Annotated in this window: 22 protein-coding genes; 13 read left to right on the top strand and 9 right to left on the bottom strand. The window is 73.8% G+C overall.

What is annotated here, in order from left to right:
- Window positions 1-144: 144 nt before the first annotated feature.
- The 7 genes from ACI783_RS18260 to ACI783_RS18230 all read right to left on the bottom strand — a co-directional run bounded on the left by ACI783_RS18260 (window position 145) and on the right by ACI783_RS18230 (window position 7,907).
- Window positions 145-1,113 (bottom strand): glycoside hydrolase family 88 protein, encoded by a 969-nt coding sequence (locus tag ACI783_RS18260; protein WP_457141769.1) that lies wholly within the window; start codon window positions 1,111-1,113, stop codon window positions 145-147.
- Window positions 1,114-1,122: 9 nt separating this feature from the next.
- A complete protein-coding gene (locus tag ACI783_RS18255; protein WP_457141768.1) occupies window positions 1,123-1,848 on the bottom strand; it encodes an SDR family NAD(P)-dependent oxidoreductase in 726 nt (241 codons plus the stop codon).
- Window positions 1,845-3,242 (bottom strand): GH1 family beta-glucosidase, encoded by a 1,398-nt coding sequence (locus ACI783_RS18250; protein WP_457141767.1) that lies wholly within the window; start codon window positions 3,240-3,242, stop codon window positions 1,845-1,847. Before ACI783_RS18250 ends, ACI783_RS18255 begins: the two co-directional genes overlap by 4 nt.
- Window positions 3,243-3,324: 82 nt before the next feature.
- The gene (locus ACI783_RS18245) at window positions 3,325-4,413 is read right to left on the bottom strand and encodes an ABC transporter ATP-binding protein (protein WP_457141766.1); all 1,089 of its coding nucleotides are present in this window, start codon (window positions 4,411-4,413) and stop codon (window positions 3,325-3,327) included.
- Between the two features lie 70 nt (window positions 4,414-4,483).
- Window positions 4,484-5,398 (bottom strand): carbohydrate ABC transporter permease, encoded by a 915-nt coding sequence (locus ACI783_RS18240; protein ID WP_457141765.1) that lies wholly within the window; start codon window positions 5,396-5,398, stop codon window positions 4,484-4,486.
- Between the two features lie 9 nt (window positions 5,399-5,407).
- Complete coding sequence (locus ACI783_RS18235) at window positions 5,408-6,391, bottom strand: carbohydrate ABC transporter permease (RefSeq protein WP_457141764.1); 984 nt, start codon at window positions 6,389-6,391, stop codon at window positions 5,408-5,410.
- A gap of 184 nt (window positions 6,392-6,575) precedes the next feature.
- The gene (locus ACI783_RS18230; protein WP_457141763.1) at window positions 6,576-7,907 is read right to left on the bottom strand and encodes an ABC transporter substrate-binding protein; all 1,332 of its coding nucleotides are present in this window, start codon (window positions 7,905-7,907) and stop codon (window positions 6,576-6,578) included.
- 198 nt (window positions 7,908-8,105) lie between these two features.
- Here ACI783_RS18230 and ACI783_RS18225 point away from each other — a divergent pair, with 198 nt between their 5' ends.
- From ACI783_RS18225 to ACI783_RS18205, 5 genes are all read left to right on the top strand, one after another.
- Window positions 8,106-9,134 (top strand): LacI family DNA-binding transcriptional regulator, encoded by a 1,029-nt coding sequence (locus ACI783_RS18225; RefSeq protein ID WP_457141762.1) that lies wholly within the window; start codon window positions 8,106-8,108, stop codon window positions 9,132-9,134.
- 174 nt (window positions 9,135-9,308) lie between these two features.
- Window positions 9,309-10,985: a circularly permuted type 2 ATP-grasp protein gene (locus ACI783_RS18220; protein WP_457141761.1), complete on the top strand. Its 1,677-nt coding sequence runs from the start codon at window positions 9,309-9,311 to the stop codon at window positions 10,983-10,985.
- Complete coding sequence (locus ACI783_RS18215; protein ID WP_457068253.1) at window positions 10,979-11,929, top strand: alpha-E domain-containing protein; 951 nt, start codon at window positions 10,979-10,981, stop codon at window positions 11,927-11,929. Before ACI783_RS18220 ends, ACI783_RS18215 begins: the two co-directional genes overlap by 7 nt.
- 4 nt (window positions 11,930-11,933) lie before the next feature.
- Window positions 11,934-12,833, top strand: a complete 900-nt coding sequence (locus ACI783_RS18210) for a transglutaminase family protein (RefSeq protein WP_457141760.1) — start codon at window positions 11,934-11,936, stop codon at window positions 12,831-12,833.
- Between the two features lie 99 nt (window positions 12,834-12,932).
- Window positions 12,933-14,801: an ABC-F family ATP-binding cassette domain-containing protein gene (locus ACI783_RS18205; protein WP_457141759.1), complete on the top strand. Its 1,869-nt coding sequence runs from the start codon at window positions 12,933-12,935 to the stop codon at window positions 14,799-14,801.
- Between the two features lie 104 nt (window positions 14,802-14,905).
- Here ACI783_RS18205 and ACI783_RS18200 read toward each other — a convergent pair whose 3' ends face one another.
- Window positions 14,906-15,607, bottom strand: a complete 702-nt coding sequence (locus tag ACI783_RS18200; RefSeq protein WP_457141758.1) for a hypothetical protein — start codon at window positions 15,605-15,607, stop codon at window positions 14,906-14,908.
- A 187-nt stretch (window positions 15,608-15,794) separates the two neighbouring features.
- On the opposite strand from ACI783_RS18200, the gene ACI783_RS18195 reads away from it, so the two are divergent.
- The 8 genes from ACI783_RS18195 to mnhG all read left to right on the top strand — a co-directional run bounded on the left by ACI783_RS18195 (window position 15,795) and on the right by mnhG (window position 24,335).
- A complete protein-coding gene (locus tag ACI783_RS18195) occupies window positions 15,795-16,964 on the top strand; it encodes a sensor histidine kinase (protein WP_457141757.1) in 1,170 nt (389 codons plus the stop codon).
- Window positions 16,961-17,620 (top strand): response regulator, encoded by a 660-nt coding sequence (locus tag ACI783_RS18190; protein ID WP_457141756.1) that lies wholly within the window; start codon window positions 16,961-16,963, stop codon window positions 17,618-17,620. Before ACI783_RS18195 ends, ACI783_RS18190 begins: the two co-directional genes overlap by 4 nt.
- Window positions 17,621-17,764: 144 nt before the next feature.
- Window positions 17,765-20,653 carry a Na+/H+ antiporter subunit A gene (locus tag ACI783_RS18185; protein WP_457141755.1) on the top strand — a complete coding sequence of 963 codons (2,889 nt, stop codon included), beginning with the start codon at window positions 17,765-17,767 and terminating at the stop codon, window positions 20,651-20,653.
- Window positions 20,650-21,177: a Na(+)/H(+) antiporter subunit C gene (locus ACI783_RS18180; protein WP_457141754.1), complete on the top strand. Its 528-nt coding sequence runs from the start codon at window positions 20,650-20,652 to the stop codon at window positions 21,175-21,177. Before ACI783_RS18185 ends, ACI783_RS18180 begins: the two co-directional genes overlap by 4 nt.
- Entirely contained in the window at window positions 21,174-22,937 is a 1,764-nt protein-coding gene (locus ACI783_RS18175; protein WP_457141753.1) for a Na+/H+ antiporter subunit D, read from the top strand. The genes ACI783_RS18180 and ACI783_RS18175 overlap by 4 nt, the downstream gene beginning before the upstream one ends.
- Entirely contained in the window at window positions 22,934-23,524 is a 591-nt protein-coding gene (locus tag ACI783_RS18170; RefSeq protein ID WP_457141752.1) for a Na+/H+ antiporter subunit E, read from the top strand. The genes ACI783_RS18175 and ACI783_RS18170 overlap by 4 nt, the downstream gene beginning before the upstream one ends.
- Window positions 23,521-23,862: a monovalent cation/H+ antiporter complex subunit F gene (locus ACI783_RS18165; protein ID WP_457141751.1), complete on the top strand. Its 342-nt coding sequence runs from the start codon at window positions 23,521-23,523 to the stop codon at window positions 23,860-23,862. The genes ACI783_RS18170 and ACI783_RS18165 overlap by 4 nt, the downstream gene beginning before the upstream one ends.
- Window positions 23,859-24,335, top strand: coding sequence for a monovalent cation/H(+) antiporter subunit G (gene mnhG, locus ACI783_RS18160; RefSeq protein WP_457141750.1), 477 nt, complete (start codon window positions 23,859-23,861; stop codon window positions 24,333-24,335). Before ACI783_RS18165 ends, mnhG begins: the two co-directional genes overlap by 4 nt.
- A gap of 179 nt (window positions 24,336-24,514) precedes the next feature.
- Here mnhG and leuA read toward each other — a convergent pair whose 3' ends face one another.
- Window positions 24,515-26,248 carry a 2-isopropylmalate synthase gene (leuA, locus tag ACI783_RS18155; protein ID WP_457141749.1) on the bottom strand — a complete coding sequence of 578 codons (1,734 nt, stop codon included), beginning with the start codon at window positions 26,246-26,248 and terminating at the stop codon, window positions 24,515-24,517.
- Between the last annotated feature and the right edge of the window lie 481 nt (window positions 26,249-26,729).

The raw sequence follows: 26,729 nt of genomic DNA, 5'->3' as shown, positions 1-26,729 counted from the left end.
CCCCCCGCCCCCCCCCCCCCCCCCCCCCCCCCCCCCCCCCCCCCCCCCCCCCCCCCCCCCCCCCCCCCCCCCCCCCCCCCCCCCCCCCCCCCCCCCCCCCCCCCCCCCCCCCCCCCCCCCCCCCCCCGTCGCGGAGCCCCCGGGTCAGCCGGGGACGGCGGCCCGGGGGTCGCGTCGCCAGCGGCGCTCGGCCGCCTCGGCCAGCAGCAGGAACGCCTGGGCCTCGGGGGAGTGCCCCGGGCGGTCGAAGTGCGGCGCGGCGCTGGCCCCGGCCACCCGGCCCAGCGGGTCCAGCCGGGCCACCACCGCGGCCAGGAGCTCGCTGCCCGGGCCGGCGCAGCCGGCCGGGAGCCAGCCCTCGGCCGCCCCGGTGAGCGCGGCCCAGGCGAACATCGCCGCCACGGTGGGGTCGGATCGGCTGGCCGGGTCGTCGAGCACGTCGCCGAGCAGGCCGTCGGGACGGCGCAGCGGCAGGACGGCGTCGAGCAGGGCGCGCACCTCCGCGGCCACCTCGGCCCCGCGCCGCCCGGGGAGCCAGCGCACCGCGCGGGCCAGGCCGGCCACGACCCAGCCGTTGCCGGTGCCCCAGGCCCGGGGGTCGGCGAGGGCCCCGGTGTCCTCGTCCCAGCGGGCGGACCAGAGCCCGGTGCCCGGGTCGCGCAGCCGGGACCGGTGACCCTCGAGCTGGTCCAGCGCCGCGACCGCGGCGCCGGTGGCGGCGAGGAAGGGCACCACCATGTAGACGGTGTCGGCCCACACCTGCCGGCCCTCGACCAGGTGGAACAGCGTGCCGTCGCCGGCCCGGGGTGCCCCGCTGAGCAGCCAGTCGCGCTGCCGGGCGGCGGCCGCGGCCAGGACGTCGTCGCCCGTGCGGCCGGCGACGAGGTCGACGAACTCCGCCACCGCCCCGCTGTTCACCGAGCAGAGCGGGTCGAGCTCGGCCAGCCGCCCGTCGGGCCGCTGCCGGGCCACCGCGTCGTCGACCAGCACGCGGAGCGCGGCCGCCGTGCCCGACACGTCGAGCACGGCGGCCGTGAGCCCCTGGTCCCAGCTGTGCCGCTGGGTGACCAGCAGCGCGGACAGGACCTGCGCGTGGACCTCGTCGTCCAGCACGGCTGCTCCCTAGAACGAGATCTCGGTGCCGTCCTTGAAGATCCGGCCGGTCACCGTCGTCGGCTCGCGCAGCAGCGCCAGCGCACCCGCCGCGCTCTCCTCCGGGGTCCCGGGGGCCTCCTGGCCACCGAGGTCGGTGCGCACCCAGCCCGGGTCGAGCGCGTTGACCGCCACCTCGCCGGCCAGCTGGGCGGCCTGCATGAGCACCAGTCCGTTGAGCGCCCACTTGCTCACCCGGTAGCTGCCGATGCCGGCGTCCCGGATGAGCTCGGTGGTGCCCGCGCCGGAGCTGACGTGCACCACCCGCGGCTCGCCGCTCTTGCGCAGCGCGGGCAGCAGCGCCAGCACCAGGCGGTGCGGGACGACGCAGTTGACCAGCAGGCTCTGCTCGAGCGTGCCGGCCGGCTCGTCCTCGAACCGGGGCTCGCGGGCGAGCATGACGCCTGCGTTGTTCAGCAGCACGTCCAGCGCACCCCACCGCTGCCCGACCGCCTCGGCCAGCCGGTGCGGCGCGGCCTCGTCGGTCAGCTCGGCGACGACGGCGGTGAACGAGCCGGGGCCGTCGGCCAGCTCCGCGGCCAGCTCGTCGAGGGCCGTCGCGTCCCGGGCGGTGCCCAGCACGTCGGCGCCCTCGGCGACCAGCCGGCGGGCGATCGCCCGGCCCACCCCGCGGGAGGCGCCGGTCAGCAGCACCCGGCGTCCCGCGAGGTCGGCGGTGGCGGCGTCGGCCGTCACGCGCCGTCCTTGGCGCTGCGGATGACGTCGGCGTAGACCCGGGCGCTCTGCTTGGGGGTGCGGACCTGGGTGTCGTAGTCGACGTGCACGATGCCGAACCGCTGCTCGTACCCGCGCGCCCACTCGTAGTTGTCCATCAGCGACCAGGCGAAGTAGCCGCGGACGTCGGCACCGCCGTCGATCGCCTCGGTCATCGCCGCCAGGTGCCGCAGCAGGTAGTCGACCCGCTCGGGGTCGTCGACCTGCCCGTCGGCGCCGACGGCGTCCGGCCAGGCGGAGCCGTTCTCGGTGATGAACATCGGCAGGCCCGGGGCGGTGTCGCGCAGCCACAGCAGCAGCTCGGTGAACGCCTCGGGGTTGATGCCCCAGCCCATCGTGGTGGTCGGGCCCTCGGGCTCCAGGTCCTCCACCAGCTCGGCGCCGATGAACGCCGACTGCTTGCCGGTGGGCTCGCTGACCGCCCGCACGGTCGACTGGAAGTAGTAGTTCACGCCCAGCCAGTCGACGGGGGTGGAGATGATCTCCAGGTCGCCGTCCTCCACGGGCAACGGGGCGCCGGCGGCGGCCAGATCCTCGGCGACGTCGGCCGGGTACTCCCCGGTGACGATCGGCACCACGAACATCCGGTTCTGCTGGCCGTCGAGCCGGCGGGCGGCGTCGAGGTCCGCAGCGGAGTCGGTGGCCGGCTTCATCGGGGTGAAGTTCAGCGTGATGCCCAGGTGGTCCGCGCCCCTGTCGCGCAGCGCCTGGGTCGCCAGGCCGTGGCCGAGCAGCAGGTGGTGCACGGCCCGGGAGGCCTCCACCGGGTTCGTGTGACCCGGTGCGTGCTGGCCGGCCATGTAGCCCAGCAGCGAGCTGCACATCGGCTCGTTGAGGGTCGACCAGTGCGGCACCCGGTCGCCGAGGGCGTCGTAGAGCACCCCGGCGTACTCGGCGAAGCGGTAGGCGGTGTCCCGGTCGGCCCAGCCGCCCTTGTCCTGCAGCGCCTGCGGCAGGTCCCAGTGGTAGAGGGTCAGCCACGGGGCGATGCCGGCCTCGAGCAGCTCGTCGACCAGCCGGCGGTAGAAGTCCACCCCGCGCTGCTCGATGCGGCCGGTGCCCTCGGGCAGGATCCGCGGCCAGGAGACGGAGAAGCGGTAGGCGGCCAGCCCGAGCTCCTTCATCAGCGCCACGTCCTGCGGGTAGCGGTGGTAGTGGTCGCAGGCGACGTCGCCGGTGTGGCCCCGGAAGGTCTTGCCCGGGGTGTGGCTGAAGGTGTCCCAGATCGACGGGCCGCGGCCGTCTTCGTCGACGGCGCCCTCGATCTGGTACGCGGCGGTGGCGGCGCCGAAGGTGAACCCCGGGGGGAACACGAGTCCGGCGGTCCGGTCCTCGCGGACGTCGGTGGAGGTCATGACGGGGTGTGCTCCTTGCTGGGGACGGGGGTTGCCGGCGCGCCCCGCCGGTGGGGCGCGCTTGTCGGGAGAAGTGTGCGCGTCATTCGACGCGCAGGCCGCTCGTGGGGTCGAACACGTGCAGCTGCCCGGGCAGGACCGAGATGTGCACCTGGTCACCGGCGGTGATGGGAGTGCGCGGCTCGGTCCGGACGATCACCTCGGCGCCGTCGTCGGCGCCCCCGGTGAGCCGGGCGTAGAGGAAGGCGTCGCTGCCGAGGTGCTCGACGACGTCGACGCCGACCGGCACGCCGTCGCCGGCGGGGGCCAGGACGCTGGCCTCCGGGCGGAAGCCGACGGTGACCTGGCCGTTGCCGGCCGACGCCCGGGTCAGCTGGTCGCGGGGCACGGGCAGCACCGCGCCGCCGAGCAGCACGCCGCCGTCGACCGCCGGCCCGGTGGCGATGTTCATCGCCGGGGAGCCGATGAAGCCGGCGACGAAGACGTTGGCCGGCCGGTCGTACAGGGAGCCGGGGGTGTCGCACTGCTGCAGGACGCCGTCCTTGAGGACCGCGACCCGGTCGCCCATGGTCATCGCCTCGACCTGGTCGTGGGTGACGTAGACGGTGGTGGTGCCCAGCCGGCGCTGCAGGGCGGCGATCTGCGTGCGGGTCTGCACCCGCAGCTTGGCGTCGAGGTTCGACAGCGGCTCGTCCATCAGGAACACCTGCGGGTTGCGCACGATCGCCCGCCCCATCGCCACCCGCTGCCGCTGACCACCGGACAGCGCCTTGGGCCGGCGGGTCAGGTACGGCTCGAGGTCGAGGATCCTCGCCGCCTCCCGGACCCGGGTGGCGCGCTCGTCCTTGGCGATGCCGGCGAGCTTGAGCGCGAAGCCCATGTTCTCCTCCACCGTCATGTGCGGGTAGAGGGCGTAGCTCTGGAACACCATCGCGATGTCCCGGTCCTTGGGCGGCTGGTCCGTGACGTCCCGCTGCCCGATGACGATCGACCCGGAGTCGACCTCCTCCAGGCCGGCGAGCATCCGCAGCGACGTCGACTTGCCGCAGCCCGAGGGGCCGACCAGGACCAGGAACTCGCCGTCGGCGATCTCCAGGTCCAGGGCGTCGACGGCCGGCCGCTCGGCCTTGGGGTAGACCCGGGTGGCGTGGTCGAAGGTGACGGTGGCCATGGTCAGGCACCTCTCGGAGAAGGGCGGGTGGTGGGGTGGGCCGGACGATCAGCGGGGGAGGCGCAGCGGGTCATCCCTTCACCGCGCCCTGCATGATCCCGCCGACGATCTGCTTGCCGAGGATCGCGAAGACGATGAGCACCGGCAGCGTGCCCAGCAGGGTGCCGGCCATGATCACCGCACGTTGCGGGACGTAGCCGGAGCCCAGCCCGGCCAGCGCGACCTGGACGGTCGGGTTGGCGGTGGTCAGCGCGATGATCGGCCAGAAGAACTCGTTCCAGGCGGTGAGGAACGTGAGCATCGCCAGCACCGCCATCGCCGGGCGGGCAACCGGCAGCACGATCGACCGGAAGATGCGGAAGGTCGACGCGCCGTCGACCCGGCCGGCCTCCAGCAGCTCGTTGGGCAGCGCGGAGATCAGGAACTGGCGCATGAAGAAGACGCCGAAGGCGCTGACCAGCGTGGGCAGGATGACCGCCTGCAGCTGGTTCACCCACTGCAGCTCGGCAATCATCATGAACAGCGGGATCACCGCCAGCTGGGTGGGCACCATCATCGTGCCGATCACCAGCGCGAGCAGCACCCCGCGGCCGCGGAACTGGAGCTTGGCGAAGGCGAACCCGGCGAGCGTGCAGAACAGCACGGTGCCGATCGTGATCGCGCTGGAGACGATCACCGAGTTCACGATGGCCAGCCCGATCGGGGCCTGGTCCAGCGCCAGCCGCATGTTGTCGAAGAAGCTGGCGTTGGGGAGGAACGGCGGCGGGGTCGCCGCGATCTCCGCGTTGGTGTGCGAGCCCGCCACCAGCGTCCAGTACAGCGGGAAGATCGACACCAGCGCAGACAGCGTCAGCAGCGTGTAGGTGACCGGACCGGCCTTGGTGTTCTTGCTGCCGGCGCCCTTGCGCCGGCGACCGGTCGGCTCCTCGGCGGAGGTCGACGGCGCGTGGGTGTTCTCCGTGCCCGGGAGGGCGATGGTCGCCATGCCGGCCTCCTACCGCTCGGCCCGGGAGCGGAGGCGGCCGATCACGGCGTTGACCCCCACGATCACCAGGATGATCAGGAACATCGCCCAGGCGGTGGTGGCCGCCTGCCCGATGTGGAAGTTCGTCCAGCCCTGCTGGTACATCAGCAGGCCGAGCGTCTGGTACTGGCCCGCGGAGCCACCCGAGGTGGTGCCGTTGCCGGCGAACAGCAGCGGCTCACCGAACAGCTGCACCGCGCCGATCGTGGAGATGACGACGGTGAACAGGATCGTCGGGCGCAGCGACGGGATAGTGACGTGCAGGAACTGCTTCCACTTGCTCGCCCCGTCGATCTCGGCGGCCTCGTAGAGCTCGCCGGGGATCGACTGCATCGCGGCCAGGTAGATGAGTGCGTTGTAGCCGGTCCAGCGCCAGGTGACGATGACGGCGATCGCGATCTGGCTGCTCCAGGTGCCGCCCTCCCAGTCGATCCGCGACAGGCCGACGGCCTCCAGGCCGGTGTTGATCAGGCCGTAGTCCCGGCCGAAGAGCTGGGCGAAGACGAGGGTGGCGGCGGCGATGCTGGTCGCGTAGGGCATCAGCATCACGGTGCGGAAGAAGGTCCGGCCGCGGAGCTTGTAGTTGAGCAGGTGGGCCAGGCCCAGGGCCATGCACAGCTGGGGGACCGTGGAGAGGATCCCGATCGTGAGGGTGTTGCGCGCGGCGTTCCAGAAGAACTCGCTCTGCAGCAGGTTGCGGTAGTTCTCCAGGCCGACGAACTCACCGCCGCTGATGTCGGACAGGCTCGTCCGGTGCAGTGAGACCCAGGCGGTGTAGAGGAACGGGTAGAGGCTGAAGGCGGCGAAGACGAGGAAGAACGGGGCGACGTAGGCGTAGCCCCAGCGGTTGCGGGTCAGCTGCCGCCGCTTGCGCGGGCGGCCCGGGGCGGCAGCTCGATCGGGTGGGGGTGCGGCGATCGCCGCTTCGCGGACGGTGCCACTCGCGATGGTCATCCAGGGGTCCTGACGGTCGGGTGCGCGGGTCGGGCGATGAAGCCGGCGAGGGGTCCGGTCGGGACCGGACCGGCCGGGGCATCCAGGTCCCGCCGGCCGTGGGTGGCCGGCGGGACCTGGGCAGGTGCCCGGGAGCGGGGACGCTCCCGGGCACCGCGTCCGGTCGGTGTGCGCTGAGCCGGGCTCAGCCGCCGATGGCCTGCTCTGCCGCCTGGACCGCGTCCTGGAACGCGTCGTCGGGGTCGGTCCCGCGGGTGGCGATGTCGGTCAGCGCGGTGGTGAACGCCTCCTGGATCTGGGTGTCGTACGGCCCGATCGGCGTCCGCTGGATGTTCGCCGCCGACTCACCGAAGATCTCTCCGGTCGGCGCGCCGCTGAAGTACTCGTTCACCGCGCCCTGCACCTCGGGGTCCTCGGCCGCCTGCGGGCTGGAGGGGAAGTGCGCCGCGCGGGTGAACATCTTCACCTGCTGCTCGGGGGCGGTCAGCCACTCGACGAGGTCCTTGGCGGCCTCGACGTTGTCGCCGCTGGACGGGACGCCGAGCCACGAGCCGCCCCAGTTGCTGGCCGACTCGGCCGCGCCGGGCAGCGGCGCGATGTCCCACAGGCCCGCGCCGGAGTCACCCATCTGGGAGTTGATGTAGCCGAGCATCCACGCCGGGCAGGCGATGGTGGCGAACGCGCCGTTGGAGAAGGCGGCGTTCCACTCGTCACCGAACTGGCTGAGGTTGGCGGTCAGGCCCTCCTCGGCGGCCTGGCTGGCGTAGCTCCAGGCGGTCTCGACCCCGTCGCTCTCCTCCGGGATCGGGTTGCCGTCCTCGTCGTTGTAGGCGACGTCGCCCTGGTAGACGGAGGAGGAGAAGATGCTGGCCGGGCTGTCGACGAAGGCGCTGCCGGCGGGCTTGCCCGGCGCCGCCTGGTACTGCCGGGCGACGTCGAGGTAGTCGTCCCAGCTGGTCCACAGGGCGCCGACCTCCTCGCGCTCGCTGGGCAGGCCGGCCTGCTGGAACAGGTCCTTGCGGTAGCACATGGCCTGCGGGCCGGTGTCGGTGCCGAGGCCCACGACCGCGCCGTCCTCGCTGCTGGCCTGGGCCCACTTCCAGTCGTAGAAGTTGCCCTCCAGCTCGTCGGCGTTCTCCTCCTGGCTCCAGTCGACGAAGGCGTCGGAGTGGTTGCGCACGACGTCGGCGATGAAGCCGATCTCCAGGCCCTGGATGTCGTCGAGGCCGGAGTTGGCCGCCAGCCGGGTCTGCAGCGACTTGTAGTACGCGGCGGACTGGGCGACGTTGTTCTGCTTGATCGTGACGTTCGGGTGGAGGTCCATGTACTCCTCGAACAGCCCGGCGTTGTCGAAGTCGAACGTGCCGAACAGCCCGACCGTCAGGGTGACGGGGGCGTCGGGGTCGTACTCCTCGGCGCTGGCGCTCGAACCGCCGGATCCGCCGCAACCGGCGGTCAGCAGAGCTGCGGCCAGCGCCGCCCCGAACACCGCCTTGCCTCTCGTGGAACGGGACATCTGACCTCCTGGGGAGACCCCGGGGCTGGTGCTCCGATGCACCGCCGCTGCAGGGTGTGAGAACGCTCTCACGGCCGTGCCGCACAGAGTGGTGTGGGTCACTGAGGAGTGTCAAGTAACGGTTGGGACACGAGCTCGGGGTGTTGGAGAGCGCTCTCACCGGGCACCATGGACCCACCACCCGAGCACTGGAGCCCGATGACCGACACGAGCGCGCGCCCGGCGTCCCCGACGCTGGACGAGGTCGCGGTGCTCGCCGGGGTCTCCCGTGCCACGGTGTCCCGGGTCATCAACGACTCGCCGCGGGTGAGCCCGGAGGCCCGCGAGGCGGTCAGGTCGGCCGTCGCCCAGCTGCGCTACGTGCCCAACCGGATGGCCCGCAGCCTGGTCACCCGGCGCACCGACACCATCGCGCTGGTGCTCAACGAGCCCAACACCCAGGTCTTCAGCGACCCGTTCTTCGCCAGCATCGTGCGCGGGGTGTCGGCGACGCTGGCCGACACCGACCTCAACCTGGTGCTCCTCACCGCCCGCGACGAGCGTGAGCAGGAGAAGATCGGTCGCTACGCCCGCCAGGGCCACGTCGACGGCGTGATCCTGATGTCGGTGCACAGCGACGACCCGCTGCCGGGCATCCTCGAGGAGGCTGGCATCCCGCTGGTGCTCTGCGGCCGGCCCTTCGACGGCCGGGAGCTGGCCTACGTCGACGCCGACAACCAGGGCGGCGCCGAGCTGGCCACCCGGCACCTGATCGGCGTCGGCCGGCGGCGCGTCGGCACGGTCACCGGCCCGCTGGACATGATCGCCGGCGTCGACCGGCTGCACGGGTGGCGGTCGGCGCTGCAGGCCGCCGGCGTCGAGGCCGCGCCCCGGCTGGTGGCGGAGGGCGACTTCACCGAGGCCGGTGGCGCCCGGGCGATGACCGAGCTGCTCGAGGACGCCCCCGACCTCGACGCGGTCTTCGTCGCCTCCGACCTGATGGCCGTCGGCGCGCTGCGGGTCCTGCGCGCGGCCGGTCGCCGGGTGCCTGACGACGTCGCCGTGGTCGGTTTCGACGACGCCGCGGTCGCCGCGACCTGCGACCCGCCGCTGACCACGGTCGACCAGCCGCTGGGCGACATGGCCCCGGTGCTCACCGAGCTGCTGCTGCGCCAGATCGACGGCGCGGGCGAACCGGCGGAGTCGCGGGTCCTGCCGACCCAGCTGGTCCGCCGGGCCTCCGCCTGACGAAGGACCCCGGCTGTTCCCGGCAGTGATCAGGTGACCTGATCACTGTCCGTCCTCCCGCACCAGCATTGGTGCGGGAGGACGGTCATTGGTGCGGGAGGACGGCGCGCCCCGGCTGGGCGACCCGAGGTCGTCCGACACGCGCGGGACACACGTCGTGTCTAGGTTCGTCGCATGGCGGACCTCTTCGACGGCTACCCCCTCGGGCAGCAGTGGGACGAGATGTTCGCGGCGCCGTCCCAACCCCGGCCGCCGTACGCCGGGCTGTTCACCTCGCTGCAGCCGATGTCCGGCGAGGAGCTCGCCGCGCGCGCCGACGTCCTCTCCCAGACCTACCGCGACGCCGGGGTGACCTTCGCGCACGCCGGGGAGGAGCAGCCGTTCCCGCTGGACATCGTGCCTCGGGTGATCGGTGCGGGGGAGTGGTCGCTCATCGAGCGCGGGGTGGCCCAGCGGGTGCACGCGCTCGAGGCGTTCCTGGCCGACGTCTACGGCGCCGGCCAGGTCTTCGTCGACGGCGTCGTGCCGCGCAGCGTCGTCACCACCAGCGCCCACTTCCACCGCGCCGCGCACGGGCTGGTGCCGCCCAACGGCGTCCGGGTGCACGTCAGCGGCATCGACCTGGTGCGCGACGAGGCGGGCGACTTCCGGGTGCTGGAGGACAACCTCCGGTCCCCGTCGGGGGTCAGCTACGTGATCACCAACCGGGCGGCGATGAGCCAGGTGCTGCCCGAGCTGTTCGCCGACCACCGGATCCTGCCGGTCTCGGACTACCCCGGCCGGCTGCTGGCCGCGCTGAAGGCCGCCGCCCCGCCGTCGGTCGCCGACCCCACGGTCGTGCTGCTCACCCCCGGGGTCTACAACTCCGCCTACTTCGAGCACGCCCTGCTCGCCCGCCAGATGGGCGTGGAGCTGGTCGAGGGTCGCGACCTGGTCTGCTCCGGCGGCCAGGTGAGCATGCGGACGACGGACGGGCAGCAGCGCGTCGACGTCATCTACCGCCGGATCGACGACGAGTTCCTCGACCCGGTGCACTTCCGGTCGGACTCGGTGATCGGGTGCGCCGGGGTGCTCAACGCCGCCCGGGCCGGGCGGGTCACCATCGCCAACGCGGTGGGCAACGGCGTCGCCGACGACAAGCTGCTCTACACCTGGGTTCCCGACCTGATCCGCTACTACCTGGCCGAGGAGCCGGTGCTGGCCAACGCCGAGACGCACCGGCTCGACGAGCCCGACGTCGTCGAGTGGGTGCTGGCCAACCTCGACCAGCTGGTGCTCAAGCCGGTCGACGGGTCCGGCGGCAAGGGCATCGTCATCGGGCCCCGGGCCGACGAGCGGACCCTGACCGAGCTGGCCGCGAAGGTCCGCGCCGCGCCGCGGGACTGGATCGCGCAGAAGCCGATCGGGCTGTCGACCTCGCCCACCCTGATCAACGGCCGGATCGCCCCGCGCCACGTCGACCTGCGGCCCTTCGCGGTCAACGACGGCTCCGACGTCTGGGTGCTGCCCGGCGGGCTGACCCGGGTGGCGCTGCCCGAGGGCGAGCTCGTGGTCAACTCCAGCCAGGGCGGCGGTTCCAAGGACACCTGGGTGATCACCCCGCCCCGGCGCGCCGCCGAGCCGGTGCCCGGGCACGACGTCACCCGGGTCGAGTTCACCCCCGCCGACCTGCCGGCCGACCCACCCGCGCAGGACCCCGGCCCGCGCAACGACAACGCCCTGGCCCAGTCCCAGCAGCAGCAGCAACTGAAGGACCCCGTCCCTCTCAGCCCTCGCACGCTCGGGCCGAGCCTCCGGACGGGGCCGACGGCTGGTGGCGAAGTGCGAGCCAGCGGTGGTTGGTCATGCTGAGCCGGATCGCGGAGTCGCTGTTCTGGATCGGCCGGTACGTGGAGCGCGCCGACGACACCGCGCGCATCCTCGACGTGCACACCCAGCGGCTGGTCGAGGACCCGTGGATCGACGAGCGCCGGGCCTGCGCGAACCTGCTCGCGCTGATGGGCGCGCCGTGTGCGGAGTCCGAGGCCGACACCGAGCGGGTGCTGGCCACCCTCGCCTTCGACCGGGCCAGCCCCAGCTCGATCGTCGGAGCGCTGTCGGCTGCCCGGGAGAACGCCCGCGGCGCCCGCGAGGTGCTGTCGGCGGAGATCTGGGAGTCGCTCAACGTCACGCACAACGCGCTGCCCCAGCAGCGCACCATGGCCCGCCGCTACGGGCCGCACTCGCTGTTCCGGTTCGTCCGCGAGCGGTCGGCCATGGTGTTCGGGCTGGCCGACGCCACGATGAGCCGCGACGAGAGCTGGCTGTTCCTGATCCTCGGCCGGTCGCTGGAGCGGGTCGACATGACCGCCCGGATGCTCTCCACCCGCGTGCTGGCCGGCGACTCGGCGCCGTCCTGGACCCTCGTGCTGCGCTCCACCGGCGCCTACGAGCCCTACCTGCGCACCTACCGCGGCGCGGTGAACTCCAGCCGGGCCGCGGAGTTCCTGCTGCTGGACCGGTTGTTCCCCCGCTCGGTGTTCGCCGCGCTCGAGCAGGCCGAGGGGTGCCTGGCCGAGCTGGAGCGGGCCAACGTGCGGGAGGGCCACCGGATCGGCGTCGCCGGCGAGGCGCACCGGATCGTGGGCCGGGCGCGGACGATGCTGGAGTTCATGCAGACCGACGAGATCCTGGCGACCCTGCCGGCCCGCCTCGACGAGCTGCAGCGCATGAGCTCCACCGCCAGCGAGGCCGTCACCACCCGGTTCTTCACCGAGCAGGCCCCGCAGGTGTGGGTGCCGGAAGGGGCGGTCTGACCCCGTGACGCACGGACACGCCCAGTTCCAGATGCAGGCCGTGCCAGCCCGGGTCGGCGCCGACCGGTGGCGCCTGCAGATCGTGCACCGCAGCGCCTTCCGCTACGGCGGCCCGGTCCGCTCGTCGTACAACGAGGCACGGATGACACCGGAGAACAGCACCCGGCAGGCGACGCTGCGCGCACGGGTGGAGATCGAGCCGGCGGCCACGGTGCTCGCCTACCGCGACTACTGGGGCTCGACCGTCACCGCCTTCGACCTGCACGGCCCGCACACCGAGCTGGTGGTCACCGCGACGTCGGTGGTCGAGGCCGGGCCGGAGCCGCACCTGCCCGACCCGGTCGGGTGGGCGGAGCTGGCGAGCCCGGACGTGCTCGACCGGTTCGGCGAGCTGCTGCGGCCCACGATGCTGACCGCGATGGACCCCCCGGTGGTCCGCGCGGTGCGCGCCGCCGTCGGTGACGCCGGACCGCGGGAGGCCGGGCGCGTGGTCTGCCGGTTCGTCCGGGAGCACATCGACTACCTGTCCGGGGCGACCAGCGTGAAGACCAACGCGATGCAGGCGTGGACGCGCGGCTTGGGCGTCTGCCAGGACATCTCGCACGTGTCGGTCGGCCTGTTGCGGGCGCTGGGGCTGCCGGCCCGCTACGTCTCCGGGTACCTGCACCCGACGCGGGACGCCGGCATCGGTGAGGCGGTCACCGGCGAGAGCCACGCCTGGGTCGAGTGGTGGGACGGCGGGTGGTCCGGCTACGACCCGACCAACTCCGTCGAGATCGGGCCGCGGCACGTCACCCTCGGCCGGGGGCGCGACTACGCCGACGTGCCGCCGCTGAAGGGCATCTTCTCCGGCCCGGCCAGCGAGGGGCACACCGTCACCGTCGAGGTCACCCGGCTCGCCTGAAGAAGGACCCCGTCCTCCTCCTCCCTCGCGAGCTCGGGACGAGCCCCTGGACGGGGCCTGACCGTCCAGCACGTCACCCACCTGGGATGCTGGGCGGTGATGAGCGCACCCCTGAACCTGGTCAACCTGGAACGGGTGTCGAAGGCCCACGGCACGACGGTGATCCTCGACGACGTCTCCCTCGGCGTCGCCGCCGGCGAACGCATCGGCGTCGTCGGCCGCAACGGGGGCGGCAAGTCGACCCTGCTGGGCGTCCTCACCGGCACCCAGGAGCCCGACTCCGGCCGGGTCACCCGCCGCGGCGACCTGGCGATGGGCGTGCTCGACCAGACCGGCACCCTGCCGCCGGGGACGACGGTGCGCGACGTGGTGCTGCCCGCCTCCCGGTTCGCCGCCGAGCACGAGTGGGCCGGTGACCCCGCCGTCCGCTCGGTGCTCACCGGGCTGGAGCTGGACCGGATCGGGCTGGACTCCCCGGTCGCGCCGATGTCCGGTGGCGAGCGGCGCCGGGTCGCGCTGGCCGCCCAGCTGATCCGCCCGCTGGACCTGCTGGTGCTCGACGAGCCGACCAACCACCTCGACGTCGAGGGCGTCGCCTGGCTGGCCGAGTACGTGAAGGCCCGCACCGGCGGCCTGATCGTCGTCACCCACGACCGCTGGTTCCTCGACGAGGTCTCCACCACCACGTGGGAGGTCGCCGATGGGGCCGTGCACGCCTACGAGGGCGGCTACTCGGCGTACACGCTGGCCCGGGCCGAGCGGGCCCGGATCGCCAACGTGACCGAGGAACGCCGGCTCAACCTGGTGCGCAAGGAGCTCGCCTGGCTGCGCCGTGGCCCGCCGGCCCGCACCAGCAAGCCGAAGTTCCGGATCGAGGCGGCCCAGGCGCTGATCGCCGACGAGCCGCCCGCGCGCGACACCATGGCGCTGGCCGGCTTCGCCGCCCGGCGGCTGGGCAAGACGGTGTACGACGTCGAGGACGTCACCTACACCGTCCGCGGCCGTGGCCCGGTGGACGACGACGCCGACCCGGCCGGTCCCGCGGACCCGGCGGCTCCCGCCGAGCGCACGCTGTTCCGCGACCTGACCTGGCACGTCGGGCCGGGCGACCGGATCGGCGTCGTCGGGGTCAACGGCGCGGGGAAGACGTCGCTGCTCAAGCTGCTGGTCGGCGAGGTGCAGCCGGACGCCGGCCGGGTCGTCGTCGGCCAGACGGTGGCCCCGGCGTACCTGTCCCAGCACGTCACCGAGCTCGACCCGCGGCAGCGGGTGCTCGAGGCGGTGCAGGACGTCGCCCGGATCGCGCGGATCGGCAACCAGGAGATCTCCGCCTCGACGCTGGCCGAGCGCTTCGGCTTCGCGGCGAACCGGCAGTGGACGCCGGTGGGCGACCTCTCCGGTGGTGAGCGGCGGCGGCTGCAGCTGCTCCGGCTGCTGATGGCCGAGCCCAACGTGCTGCTCCTCGACGAGCCGACCAACGACCTGGACATCGACACGCTCACCGCGCTGGAGGACCTGCTCGACAACTTCCCGGGCACGGTGCTGGTGGTCAGCCACGACCGGTACTTCGTCGACCGGGTCTGCGACTCGGTGGTCGCGCTGATGGGCGACGGGTCACTGGCCGCGCTGCCCGGCGGGGTGGAGGAGTACCTGCGGCGGCGGGCCGCCGGGGAGGCCGCGCTGCCGGGGTCGGGGGCGGCCGCGCCGGTCGGCAGCAGCTCGGCGCCGTCGTCCGGTCCGAGCCACAGCGCCGCCGACGCGCGGGCCGCCCGCAAGGAGGCGTCCCGCCTCGAACGCCGGATGCTCAAGCTCGACGCCGAGGAGAAGAAGCTGCACGAGCAGCTGGCCGCGGCGGCCGCCGACTACGCGAAGGCCGCCGAGCTGGACGCGCAGCTGCGGGCGGTGCAGGCGGAGAAGGAGCAGGTCGAGACCGACTGGCTGGCCGCGGCCGAGATCGCCGAGGGCTGATACGCGTCGTCCAGCCGTTGATCAGGTCAGCTGATCAACGGCTGGCCCCCCGCACCAGCGTTGGTGCGGGGGGACAGCCGTTGGTGCGGTAGGACTGCGGCGCCTCAGGCGGCACCGGCCCGCGAGCGCTGCAGCAGCCGGAGCCCGACGACGACGGTGGGCACCGCACCCACCAGGGCGAAGGCCGCGAAGAGCAGCGGCTGGAACGGGAACGCCATCGACAGCCCCAGGGAGGCGATCGCCGGGGCGAGCAGCCACCAGCCGATCACCCCGGCCCGCGCCAGCCCGGCCAGCGCCACGACCGGGCCGATCAGCCCGAACAGGGTGAGCGCACCGACGATCCCCATCCCGGCCGAGCCCTCGACCGTGGTGAACAGCGACTCCGCCGTCGCCGGGTCGAGCTCGCGGCCGATGGCCCCGGTCCAGAAGTCCGACAGCACCAGGCCGGTCACGCTCACCAGCCCGAGGGCCGACAGCAGGGCGCCGACGAGGGTGAGCGTGCCGCCCCGGCGGCCGCGGACGAGGGCCGGCGCCGCCAGCCAGGCCAGCGCCAGCAGCAGGTTGCCGTAGTGCAGCAGCAGGGCCGACAGCGCGGTCAGCCCCTCGTCGCGGGCCAGGGACTCGATGTAGTCGGCCGGGGCCATCGAGTCGGCCGGCGGGGAGGTGGCCATGCCCGCGACGTAGAGCAGTGGGCCGGCGATCAGCGCGCTGCCGGCGATCGGCAGCAGCCGGGCGGCGGCGCTGCGGGCGGGCCGGTCGGCCGCGGGAGCGGGCCGGCCGGTGGGGGTGGGGAGCTGGGTCGTCATCGTCCGTCCTCGGGTCGGGAGGGCACCGTCTCGTCGCGGTGTCGGCGAGGAAGCTAGGGACGACCGGGGTCCCCCCACGTCCGTCCGCACGCACCGAAAGGGGTCCGCCGGACGACGGACGGAGGCCGCCGCCGGGTCCGTCGCGTGGGGGATGTCCGGCCCGCTCCCGGACCCCTACCGTGCTCGCATGCCGCGCTGGGACGCCCGCTCCGCCGGCCGCTGGGCCTGGCCCGCGGTGGGCCTGCTGATCGGCGGCATGGCGGTGCTGGAGTCGGCGATCGACACCTTCTCCCGGCAGAGCGTGGCGCTGGTGCTGCCGGGGCTGGCCGTGGGGCTGCTGCTGGCCTGCTGTCCGCGCTGGCCCGCGGCGACGGCGCTGCTGGGGTCGGCCAGCGTGATCGGCAACTTCGCGCTGGGCGCCCCCGGGCCGGGCGGCGCGCAGCTGATCGGCATGGCGGTCCTGGTCGGTCACGCCGCGGCGGTGCTGGCGGTGCGGCGCGGGGCGCTGGTCGCCGTCGCGGCCACGCTGCTGGTCCTCGTGGCCGGGTTGCTGCTCTCCCCGTCGCCGTGGGAGGGCTTCTTCTACCTGCTGGTCACCGGCGTGGCGTGGGGTGTGGGCGCGCTGGTGCGACAGTCCCGGCAGCGCTCCCGCGAGCTGGAGGTGCTGGCGGCGCGGCTGGCCGCCCAGCAGGAGACGGTGGCGACGGCGGCGGCGGTGGCCGAGCGGGCCAGGATCGCCCGCGAGGTGCACGACTCGGTCGCCCACTCGGTGAGCGTGATGGTGCTGCAGATGGGCGGGCTGCGCCGCCTGCTGCCCGATGAGCCCGAGGCCCAGCAGGTGCTGCTCGGCCTGGAGCGGCTGGGCCGGGAGGCGGTCGAGGAGATGCGCCGGGTGGTCGGCGTGCTCCGCGAACCGGCCACCGGCGACCCGGCGCCGCAGCCGTCGCTGACCCGCCTGGAGGCGGTGGTGGACGAGCTGCGGGCCGGCGGGGTGCCCGTCGAGCTGCAGGTCACCGGCGACCCGGTGCCGCTCCCGCAGCTGGTCGACGTCTCCGCCGTCCGGGTGGTGCAGGAGGCGCTGTCCAACGTCGTCCGGCACGCCGGGGCGGCCGCGACCCGAGTGGAGGTCACCTGGCGGCCGGACCGGGTGACCGTGACGGTCACCGACGACGGCCGGCCCCGGGTGACCGGCGCCGTCGAGGACGCCGCCCCGGGCGGGTTCGGTCAGCTGCACATGCGGGAGCGGGTCGCGGTCGCCGGCGGCAGCCTCGAGGTCGGGCCGGTGCGCGGGGGCGGCTACCGGGTGCGGGCCAGCTTCCCGGTGAGCGCCGTGCGCAGCCCGGCGGTGGCCGGGTGACGATCCGGGTGGTGCTGGTCGACGACCAGGCGATGGTGCGCACGGGGCTCCGCATGGTGCTGGCCGCCGAGCCCGACGTGGAGGTGGTGGGAGAGGCCGCCGATGGCGCGGAGGGCGTGCGGGTGGTGGCCGCGCTCCGCCCCGACGTCGTCCTGCTCGACGTCCGCATGCCCGGCGTCGACGGGCTGGAAGCGGCCCGCCGGATCATCGCCGCGGGCCTGCCCACCCGCGTGGTGGTGCTGACGACGTTCGACGAGGACGAGTACGTGACCGCCGCCCTGCGCGCGGGGGTGAGCGGCTTCCTGCTCAAGGTGGCCCCGCCGGAGGACCTGGTGGCCGCCGTGCGCACCGTCGCCGACGGCGGTGGCCTGCTGGACCCGGCGGTCACGCTGCGGGTCATCGAGTCCTTCGCGACCGCCCCGGCCCCCGACCCGGAGCGCGCCGCGGCGCTGGCGCAGCTCACCGAGCGGGAGACGGACGTGCTCGCCCTGGTGGCCGCCGGGCTGTCCAACGCCGAGATCGCCGGCCGCCTGTACCTGGGGGAGGCGACGGTGAAGACGCACGTCAGCCGGGTGCTGCTCAAGCTGGGCCTGCGCGACCGGGTGCAGGCCGTCGCGTTCGCCTACGAGAGCGGGCTGGTCACCCCCGGACGGTGATCGTCGCCGGCGCCGGCGGCGTGAAGATCGCCTCGAGTCGCCGGGAACCACGGACGCCGGGAAGATGGGGCGCAACGATTCGATCGCGCCGAACTGCGGTGCGTGCACCCGCACGCCCGGCCGACGACGACCGGAAGGGACCCGTTGGGCCTGCTGCTGATCCTGCACCTCGCTGCCGCGGTGGTCGCCCCACTGCTGGTGCGGTGGTGGGGGCGCCAGGCGTTCCTGGCCCTCGCGCTGGTCCCGGGCGTGTCCTTCGGCTGGGTGCTGACCCGCCTGGGCACGGTGGTCGGCGGGGGCGAGGTCCGCGAGACCGTGTCCTGGATCCCGGCGCTGGACCTGGACATCGCGCTGCGGCTGGACGCCCTGTCGCTCACCTTCGCGGGCCTGGTCACCGGGGTCGGGGCGCTGGTCCTGGTCTACTGCGCGCGCTACTTCGAGCCCGACGAGGAGGGCGTGGGCCGGTTCGCCGCGGTGATGACCGCCTTCGCCGGTTCGATGCTCGGCCTGGTGCTCGCCGACGACGTGCTGGTGCTCTACGTCTTCTGGGAGCTCACCACCGTCTTCTCGTTCCTGTTGATCGGCGGGTCGGGCGGCAAGCTGGCCGGACGGCGGGCGGCGAGCCAGGCGCTGCTGCTCACCACGGCCGGCGGCCTGGCCATGCTGGTCGGGCTGCTGATGATCTCCTCGGCCAGCGGCAGCAGGCTGCTGTCGGTGATCGTGGCCGACCCGGGCAGCGGCCCGGTGCTGGTGGCCGGCACGATGCTCGTCCTGGCCGGTGCGGTCACCAAGTCGGCGATGGTGCCCTTTCACTTCTGGCTGCCGGCCGCGATGGAGGCGCCGACCCCGGTCAGCGCCTACCTGCACGCCGCCGCGATGGTGAAGGCCGGCATCTACCTGGTGGCCCGGCTGGCCCCCGGCTTCGCCGACGTCCCCGGCTGGCGGCCGGTCGTGCTGGGGCTCGGCGTGGCGACCATGCTGATCGGTGGCTGGCGCTCGCTGCGGCAGAACGACCTCAAGCTGCTGCTCGCCTTCAGCACGGTCAGCCAGCTGGGCTTCCTGATCACCATGGTCGGTGCCGGCAGCGAGGAGCTGGCCGCGGCGGGGCTGGCGATGACCGTCGCGCACGCGCTGAGCAAGTCGACGCTCTTCCTCTCCGTCGGGGTCATCGACCACGCGACCGGGGTCCGCGACCTGCGGCTGCTGTCCGGGCTGGGCCGGCGCATGCCCGCGCTCGCGGTGATCGCCACGCTGGCCGCCGCCAGCCTGGTCGGCTTGCCGCCGTTCCTGGGGTTCGTCGGCAAGGAGGCCGCGTTCACCGCGCTCTGGGACGGCGGGCTGCCCGACCGGCTCAGCGCCGTCGTCGTCCTGGTCGGGCTGGTGCTCGGCTCGGTGTTCACCGCCGCCTACTGCGCCCGGTACCTGTGGGGTGCGTTCGCCCGCAAGCCCGAACTGCCGGACACCGCGCCGGCCGAGCTGGAGCACCACCCCGGTCCGCTGTTCCTCGCCGCGCCGGCCGTGCTCGCGCTCGCCGGGCTCGCCGCCGGCCCGGCCAGCCCGCTGCTGGACCACCTGGTGGTCCGCTACTCCGAGACCCTGCCCCTGATCGCCCCGGAGGCGGAGCACCTGGCGCTGTGGCACGGCCTGCAGCCGGCGCTCGCGCTCTCCGCCGTCACCCTGCTCGGTGGCGCCGCGATCTTCGCGCTGCGCGCGCCGTTCCACCGGCTGCAGCAGCGGCTGGCCGTCGGCGCCTCCGCCGACGAGGGCTACTGGAACACCCTGCAGGCCCTCGACCGGCTCGCCGTCCTGGTCACGGGTACGACGCAGCGCGGGTCGCTGCCCGCCTACCTCGGCACCATCCTCGTCGTCGTCCTGGCGCTGCCCGGGTCGGTGCTGTTGTTCCAGGCGCCGTGGCCGGACGAGTGGCGGGCGTGGGACAGCCCCCTGCAGGCGCTGGTCGGCGCGGTGGTCGTGACCGCCGCGTTCGTGGCCGTGCCGCTCCGGCAGCGCCTGTCCGCGGTGCTCGTCGTCGGCGTGACCGGCTACGGGCTGGCGCTGCTGTTCGTGCTGCACGGCGCTCCCGACCTGGCGCTGACCCAGTTCCTGGTCGAGACGCTGAGCCTCGTGGTCTTCGTGCTGGTGCTGCGCCGGCTGCCCAAGGACATCAGCGAACGGCACCGCCCCGCCGAGCGGACCGTCCGGGCGGTGCTGGCGGGCAGCGTGGGCCTGCTGATGGCCGGGGTCGGCGCAGCCGCGTTGGCCGCCCGCACGGCCACGCCGGTCTCCACCGACATGCCCGAGCTCGCGCTGGAGGAGGGGCACGGGGAGAACGTGGTCAACGTGATCCTCGTCGACATCCGTGCCTGGGACACCCTGGGCGAGCTGTCGGTGCTCGTCGTCGCGGCCACGGGCGTGGCCAGCCTGGTCTTCCTCCGCAGCCGCACCGGCGCGGTCGACCGGGCAGAGGAGGGGCAGACGTCCGGGGACGACCCGAGCCAGGCCCGGCGCGCGCCGAAGAGCCGGTGGCTCTCGGCGAGCTCGACCCTCGCGCCCCAGCGGCGGTCCGTGGTCCTGGAGGTGGCCACGCGCTTCCTGTTCCACCCGGTGGTCGTCTTCTCGCTGTTCCTGCTGTTCTCCGGGCACAACCAGCCCGGCGGTGGGTTCGCCGGTGGGCTGGTGGCCGGGCTGGCGCTCGTGCTCCGCTACCTGGCCGGCGGGAGGTACGAACTCGGCGCGGCCGCCCCGGTGCCCCCGGGCCTGCTGCTCGGGGGCGGGCTGCTGCTGGCCGGTGGCTCCGGGGTGGCCGGCCTGCTGCTGGGCGGGTCGGTGCTCGAGTCCGCCTACCTGGAGACCGACGTGGCGGTGCTCGGCCACGTGAGCCTGCCCACCGCGCTGTTCTTCGACATCGGCGTCTACCTCATCGTCGTGGGGCTGGTCCTGGACGTGCTCCGCAGCCTGGGTGCCGAGACGGACCGCCAGGAGGACGACCAGGAGCCGGCGGACACCGCTCCCGAGGAAGTGATCGCCCGATGACCCCCACCATCGTGCTGCCGGTCGTGATCGGTGGCCTCTACGCGGCAGGGGTCTACCTGCTGCTGGACCGCAGCCTGACCCGGGTGATCCTCGGCTTCATCCTGCTGGGGAACGCGACGAACCTGCTGCTGCTGTCCGCCAGCGGCCCGACCGGGCTGTCCCCGGTGTTCGGCTACGCCGAGGCGGAGGAGATGAGCGACCCGCTGCCGCAGGCCCTGGTGCTGACCGCGATCGTGATCACCTTCGGGGTGACCGCCTTCCTGCTGGCGATGGTGCACCGGTCCTGGCGGCTGGTCCGGCAGGAGGTCATCGAGATCGACGAGGAGGACCGCCGGGTCGCGGCCCGGCAGGGCACGGACGCCGACGACATCGACCCCGACGACCTGCCGACCGAGGACCGGCCCGCGGGCAAGGGGAACACCATGCCCTCCGACGTCGACGTGGAGGAGCAGTTGGCGCACCGGTACGGCGAGTTCGCCTCCGACGACATCGGGCTCCCGCCGACCCGGCGGAGCGACCGGTGATCGGCACCCTCGCGCCCCTGCCGGTGCTGCTGCCGCTGCTCGGGGCGGCGGCCGCGCTGCTGGTGGGCCGGCACCCGCGGGTGCAGCGCACGGTGAGCATCGTGGTCCTGGCCACGGTGGTGGGGGTCTCGGTCGCCCTGCTGCTCATCGCCGACGCCCAGGGTGCGGCCGCGGTCGCCGTCGGGGACTGGCCGGTCCCGGTCGCGATCATGCTCGTGGTCGACCGGCTCTCCGCGCTGATGCTCGTGGTGGCCAGCACGGTGGGGCTGGGGGTGCTCGTGTTCGCCGTCGGCCAGGGCACGGCCGACGGCGACGAGGAGACCCCTCTGTCGATCTTCCACCCGACGTTCCTGGTCCTCATTGCCGGCGTGAGCTACGCGTTCCTCGCCGGTGACCTGTTCAACCTCTACGTGGGCTTCGAGGTGCTGCTGACCTCCAGCTACGTGCTGCTCACCCTGGGCGGCTCGGCCCCGCGGATCCGCGCGGGCATCACCTACGTGGTGGTCAGCCTGCTCAGCTCGCTCCTCTTCCTCGCCTCGATCGCGCTCGTCTACGCCGCGACCGGCACGGTGAACCTGGCGCAGCTGGCCGGCCGGCTCGGTGACCTGCCCGACGGCACCCAGCTGATGCTGCAGGCCCTGCTGCTGATCGCCTTCAGCATCAAGGCAGCGGTGTTCCCGCTGTCGGCCTGGCTGCCCGACAGCTACCCGACCGCGCCGGCCCCGGTCACCGCCGTGTTCGCCGGCCTGCTCACCAAGGTCGGCGTCTACGCGATCATCCGCACCCAGACGCTGCTGTTCCCCGGCGGTGCGCTCGACGACGTGCTCATGTGGGCCGCGCTGGCCACCATGGTGGTCGGCATCCTCGGCGCGGTGGCGCAGACCGACATCCGGCGCATCCTGTCGTTCACGCTGGTCAGCCACATCGGGTACATGGTCTTCGGCATCGCGCTCGCGACCACGGCCGGGCTGGCCGGCGCGATCTTCTACGTGGTCCACCACATCGCCATCCAGACGACCCTGTTCCTGGTCGCCGGGCTGATCGAGCGGCGGGGCGGTACGACGAGCAGCGCCCGCCTCGGCGGGCTCGCCACCGCATCCCCCGTGCTCGCGGTGCTCTTCTTCGTGCCGGCGATGAACCTGGCCGGCATCCCCCCGTTCTCCGGCTTCATCGGCAAGGTCGGCCTGCTCGATGCCGGCGTCTCCGTCGGCGGCTGGCAGGCGTACGTGCTGGTGGGCGGTGCGGTCGTGACCAGCCTCCTCACGCTGGTGGCCATGTCCCGGGTGTGGACGCGGGCCTTCTGGCGGCCGTCGGCGCAGTCGGCCTCGGCCGACACCGCCGCGGCCGCGGCCCGTGACGCCGGGCCCGACAACGGCCCGGACGACGGTCCGGAGGACCCCGCCGCGGGCGGCGACGCGCCGGCCGACAACCTGCCCGAGGGGCTGGCCGGCGGGGCGACCTCCACCACGGTCGTCCGCCGGACGGGCCGTCGCGGCGCCTGGCAACGGCACGTCGCCGTGGCGACGGCGGGGCCTGCCGGGGGCGACGGGCAGCCGAGCGGCGGTGCGGGGGAGTCCCGGCCGGCGGTGCGGCCCCTGCCGGCGGTGATGATGGCGGCCACCGCGGCGATGGTGGTGCTCACCGTGGGGCTCACCGTGGTCGCCGGACCGCTGTACGGGATGACCACCCGCTCCGCGGCCGACCTCCGTGACCGCACGCCCTACATCGAGGCCGTCTACGGCGAGGGGGTGGACCGGTGACCGTCGACGCCCCCGGCCGCTGGTTGCGGCACCGGGCGCCCCTGCTCGTCTGGCTGGTGCTCATCTGGATCCTGCTGTGGGGCACCTGGAGCTGGGCGAACCTCATCTCCGGTCTGCTGGTGGCCCTGGCGGTCACCCTCCTGCTCCCGCTGCCGGCGGTCGTCGGTGGCGCGCGGGTGCACCCGGTGGCGGCGCTGTACTTCATCGGCCACTTCCTGGTGAACCTCACGGTCTCCAGCGCCCAGGTCGCCTGGCAGACGCTGCGCCCCAGCGGTGTCCGGCAGAGCGCGGTCATCCTGGTGCAGCTGCGCACCGACTCGGACCTGCTGCTCAGCGTCATCTCGCAGGTCCTCACGCTGGTGCCCGGGTCGATGGTGCTGGACCTGGACCGACGGCGGATGGCCCTGGGCGTCCACGTGCTGGACGTCGGCAGCGAAGCCGACGTCGAACGCCAGCGCGCGGACGTGCTGGCGACGGAGCGGCGGGTGGTGCGTGCGTTCGGCTCGGCGGAGGACATCGCTCGGCTCGACCGGGAGCCGGCCGAGCACGGCACGCAGGCCCCCGCCGGCGCGGAGTCGAGCCGATGAGCGTCATCGTGGGACTGATCTACGGGATGCTGGCTCTGGGCGCGGTGCTGGCGATGGTGCGACTGGCGCTGGGCCCCTCCCTGCTCGACCGGGTGGTGGCCACGGACACCATCCTGGTGATCGTCGCGGCCGGCCTCGCGGTGCACGCGGCCCTGGACCGGGACCCGACGGTCGTTCCGGTGCTCGTGGTCGTCGCCATGCTCGTCTTCGTGGGGGCTGTCTCGGTCGCGCGCTACATCGGCGGCATGCTGCTGCGCACGGGAGCGGACGACGAGGACCTCGGGATCTCGCCGGCCGCCGCGCAGCTGGAGACGCCCGAGGACGGGGGACGACGGTGAACGACTTCGACTCGGTGGCCGACTGGATCGCCGCAGCGTGCCTGCTGGCGGGTGCGTTTCTCTGCCTCACCGCGGGGGTCGGGCTGCTGCGCTTCCCCGACGTCCTGTCCCGGATGCACGCGGGCACGAAACCGCAGGTGATGGGCGTGCTGCTGATCATGATCGGAGGGGCCATCCGGCTCGCCGGCTGGTCGGCGACCTGGATGCTGCTGCTGGTCGCGGCCTTCCAGCTGATCACCGCCCCGGTCAACGCCCACATGGTCAGCCGGATCGCCTACCGGCGCCGGCACGCTGACCGCGCCGTGCTGCTGGTCGACGAGCTGGGCGGCGCGCAGCGCGGAGCCGAGCTGCGCGCCGGCGAGGAGGGGATGAGCGGTGACCAGCCCGCCGACGCCCCGACCGACCCCCCGACCGGGACGCACCCGACCGACGCCGCCCAGCCCGACGAGGCTCGTACGACCGGCACCGGCTGACACGCCGGGCCGCCGGCAACTGCCCTCGGCGGGTGTCCTGCCGAACGGCCGGGTGGTGGTGCTGCTGGCCGAGGCGCCGCGCAGCTCGGGCTGTGGGCAGCTGAGACCGCCCCCGACGACGCCGCGGTGGTGCTGGGGGAGGGCGCCGGCTGACCCGCCCGGCGCCCTCCACCGACGGCTCAGCGCTGGGCGCGGTTGACGGCGGAGACGATCGCCCGCAGCGATGCGGTGACGATGTTGGCGTCGATCCCGACGCCCCACAGCACCCGCTCGCCCACGGCGCACTCGACGTAGGAGGCGGCGCGGGCGTCGCCTCCGGCCGACAGCGCGTGCTCGGCGTAGTCGAGCACGCGGACGTCGACGTCGACGCTGCGCAGCGCGTCGACGAACGCGGCGATCGGTCCGTTGCCCCGGCCCTCCAGGGTGACCGGCACGCCACCGTCGACGAGGTCGACCCGGATCTCGTCCGGGCCGGTGCCCGAGGCGGTGTGCTCGTGACCGGCGAGGGAGAACCGGCCCCACGGGGCGTCGGTGTCGGGCAGGTACTCGTTCTTGAACGCCGCCCACATCTGCTGGGCGGTGACCTCGCCGCCCTCGTCGTCGGTGTGCCGCTGGACGACCGCGCTGAACTCGATCTGCAGCCGCCGCGGCAGGTCCAGCTGGTTCTCGGTCTTCATGATGTAGGCGACGCCGCCCTTGCCGGACTGGCTGTTCACCCGGATCACGGCCTCGTAGCTGCGGCCGACGTCCTTCGGGTCGATCGGCAGGTACGGGACCGCCCACGGGATCTGGTCCACGGTCTTCCCGGCGGCCTCGGCGTCGGTGGCCAGCGCTTTGAAGCCCTTGTTGATCGCGTCCTGGTGGGACCCGGAGAACGCGGTGTACACCAGGTCACCGCCGTAGGGGTGCCGCTCGTGCACGCCCAGCTGGTTGCAGTACTCGACGGTGCGCCGGATCTCGTCGATGTCGGAGAAGTCGATCTGCGGGTCGATGCCCTGGCTGAACAGGTTCAGCCCCAGGGTGACCAGGTCGACGTTGCCGGTGCGCTCGCCGTTGCCGAACAGGCACCCCTCGATGCGGTCGGCGCCGGCCCGGTAGCCCAGCTCCGCGGCGGCCACGGCGGTGCCCCGGTCGTTGTGTGGGTGCAGGGACAGCACGACCGCGTCGCGGCGGGCCAGGTTGCGGTGCATCCACTCGATCTGGTCGGCGTAGACGGTCGGCTCGGCCATCTCCACCGTCGCCGGCAGGTTCAGGATGGTCGGGCGGTCGACGGTCGGCTCCCACACGTCGGTGACGGCGTTGCAGACCTCGGCGGCGAACTCCAGCTCGGTGCCGGTGAAGGACTCGGGGGAGTACTCGAACCGGATCTCGGTGTCACCGGCCTGCTCGGCCAGCTTGCGCACGAGCCGGGCGCCGTGGACGGCGATGTCGGTGATCCCGGCCCGGTCGGAGTTGAACACGACCCGCCGCTGCAGGGTGGAGGTGGAGTTGTACAGGTGCACGATCGCCTGCTTGGCGCCCCGCAGGGACTCGAACGTGCGCTCGATCAGCTCGTCGCGTGCCTGGGTGAGCACCTGCACGGTGACGTCGTCGGGGATCAGGTCGTCCTCGACCAGCTGGCGGATGAAGTCGTAGTCGGTCTGGCTGGCAGCCGGGAAGCCGACCTCGATCTCCTTGTAGCCCATCCGGACCAGCAGCTCGAACATCCGCCGCTTGCGCTCGGGGCTCATCGGGTCGATCAGGGCCTGGTTGCCGTCGCGCAGGTCGACCGCGCACCAGCGCGGAGCCTGGGTGGTGACCGTCTCCGGCCAGGTGCGGTCGGGCAGCGGCACCGGGGTGAACGGCGCGTACTTGCCGATCGGCATCCCGGAGGGGCGCTGGGGGTTGCGGGCGTGCGGGTGGGACTCGCTCATGGAGGTCTCCTCGTGCGCGGGCTGTCGTGCGCGGACGGCGCAACAGCTCCGGGGGGAGGTCAGCAGGCGCCGGGTACGCGCGAACACCGCGGCGAGGGGGCCGACCTAGGAGAGGGCCTCGCCGCGGCGGGTAAGCAGGAGGCTGCCGCGCACGTCGGTCACGGTAGCAGCGACGCCTCGGCCCGGCATGTCCCCGGGCCGTCGTCAGCCCAGGTCGCACCGGCACGGGCACTCCACGACGTGCGGCCAGCGCTCCCCGGCGACCAGCAGGACGTCGCAGCCGGGCGGGCAGGTGCACACCGGGTCGGGTGACGGCGGGGGACGCTCGCCGGCGAGGAACCGGCGCTGCCGTTCCTCGGCGGCCCGCCGGGCGGCGGCCTGGGGGGGGGGCCGCCCCCGGGCGGGGGGGTCGGGGCGCCCCGCGGGGCGGGGGGGGTGGCACGCCCGCACCCCGAGAATCCGCCGCCCCGCCCTCGTAAGC

It is taken from the genome of Modestobacter sp. SYSU DS0511 (assembly GCF_054050755.1).
The sequence above is the reverse complement of the archived record's forward strand: the minus strand, read 5'-3'. Positions and strand labels throughout refer to the sequence as shown.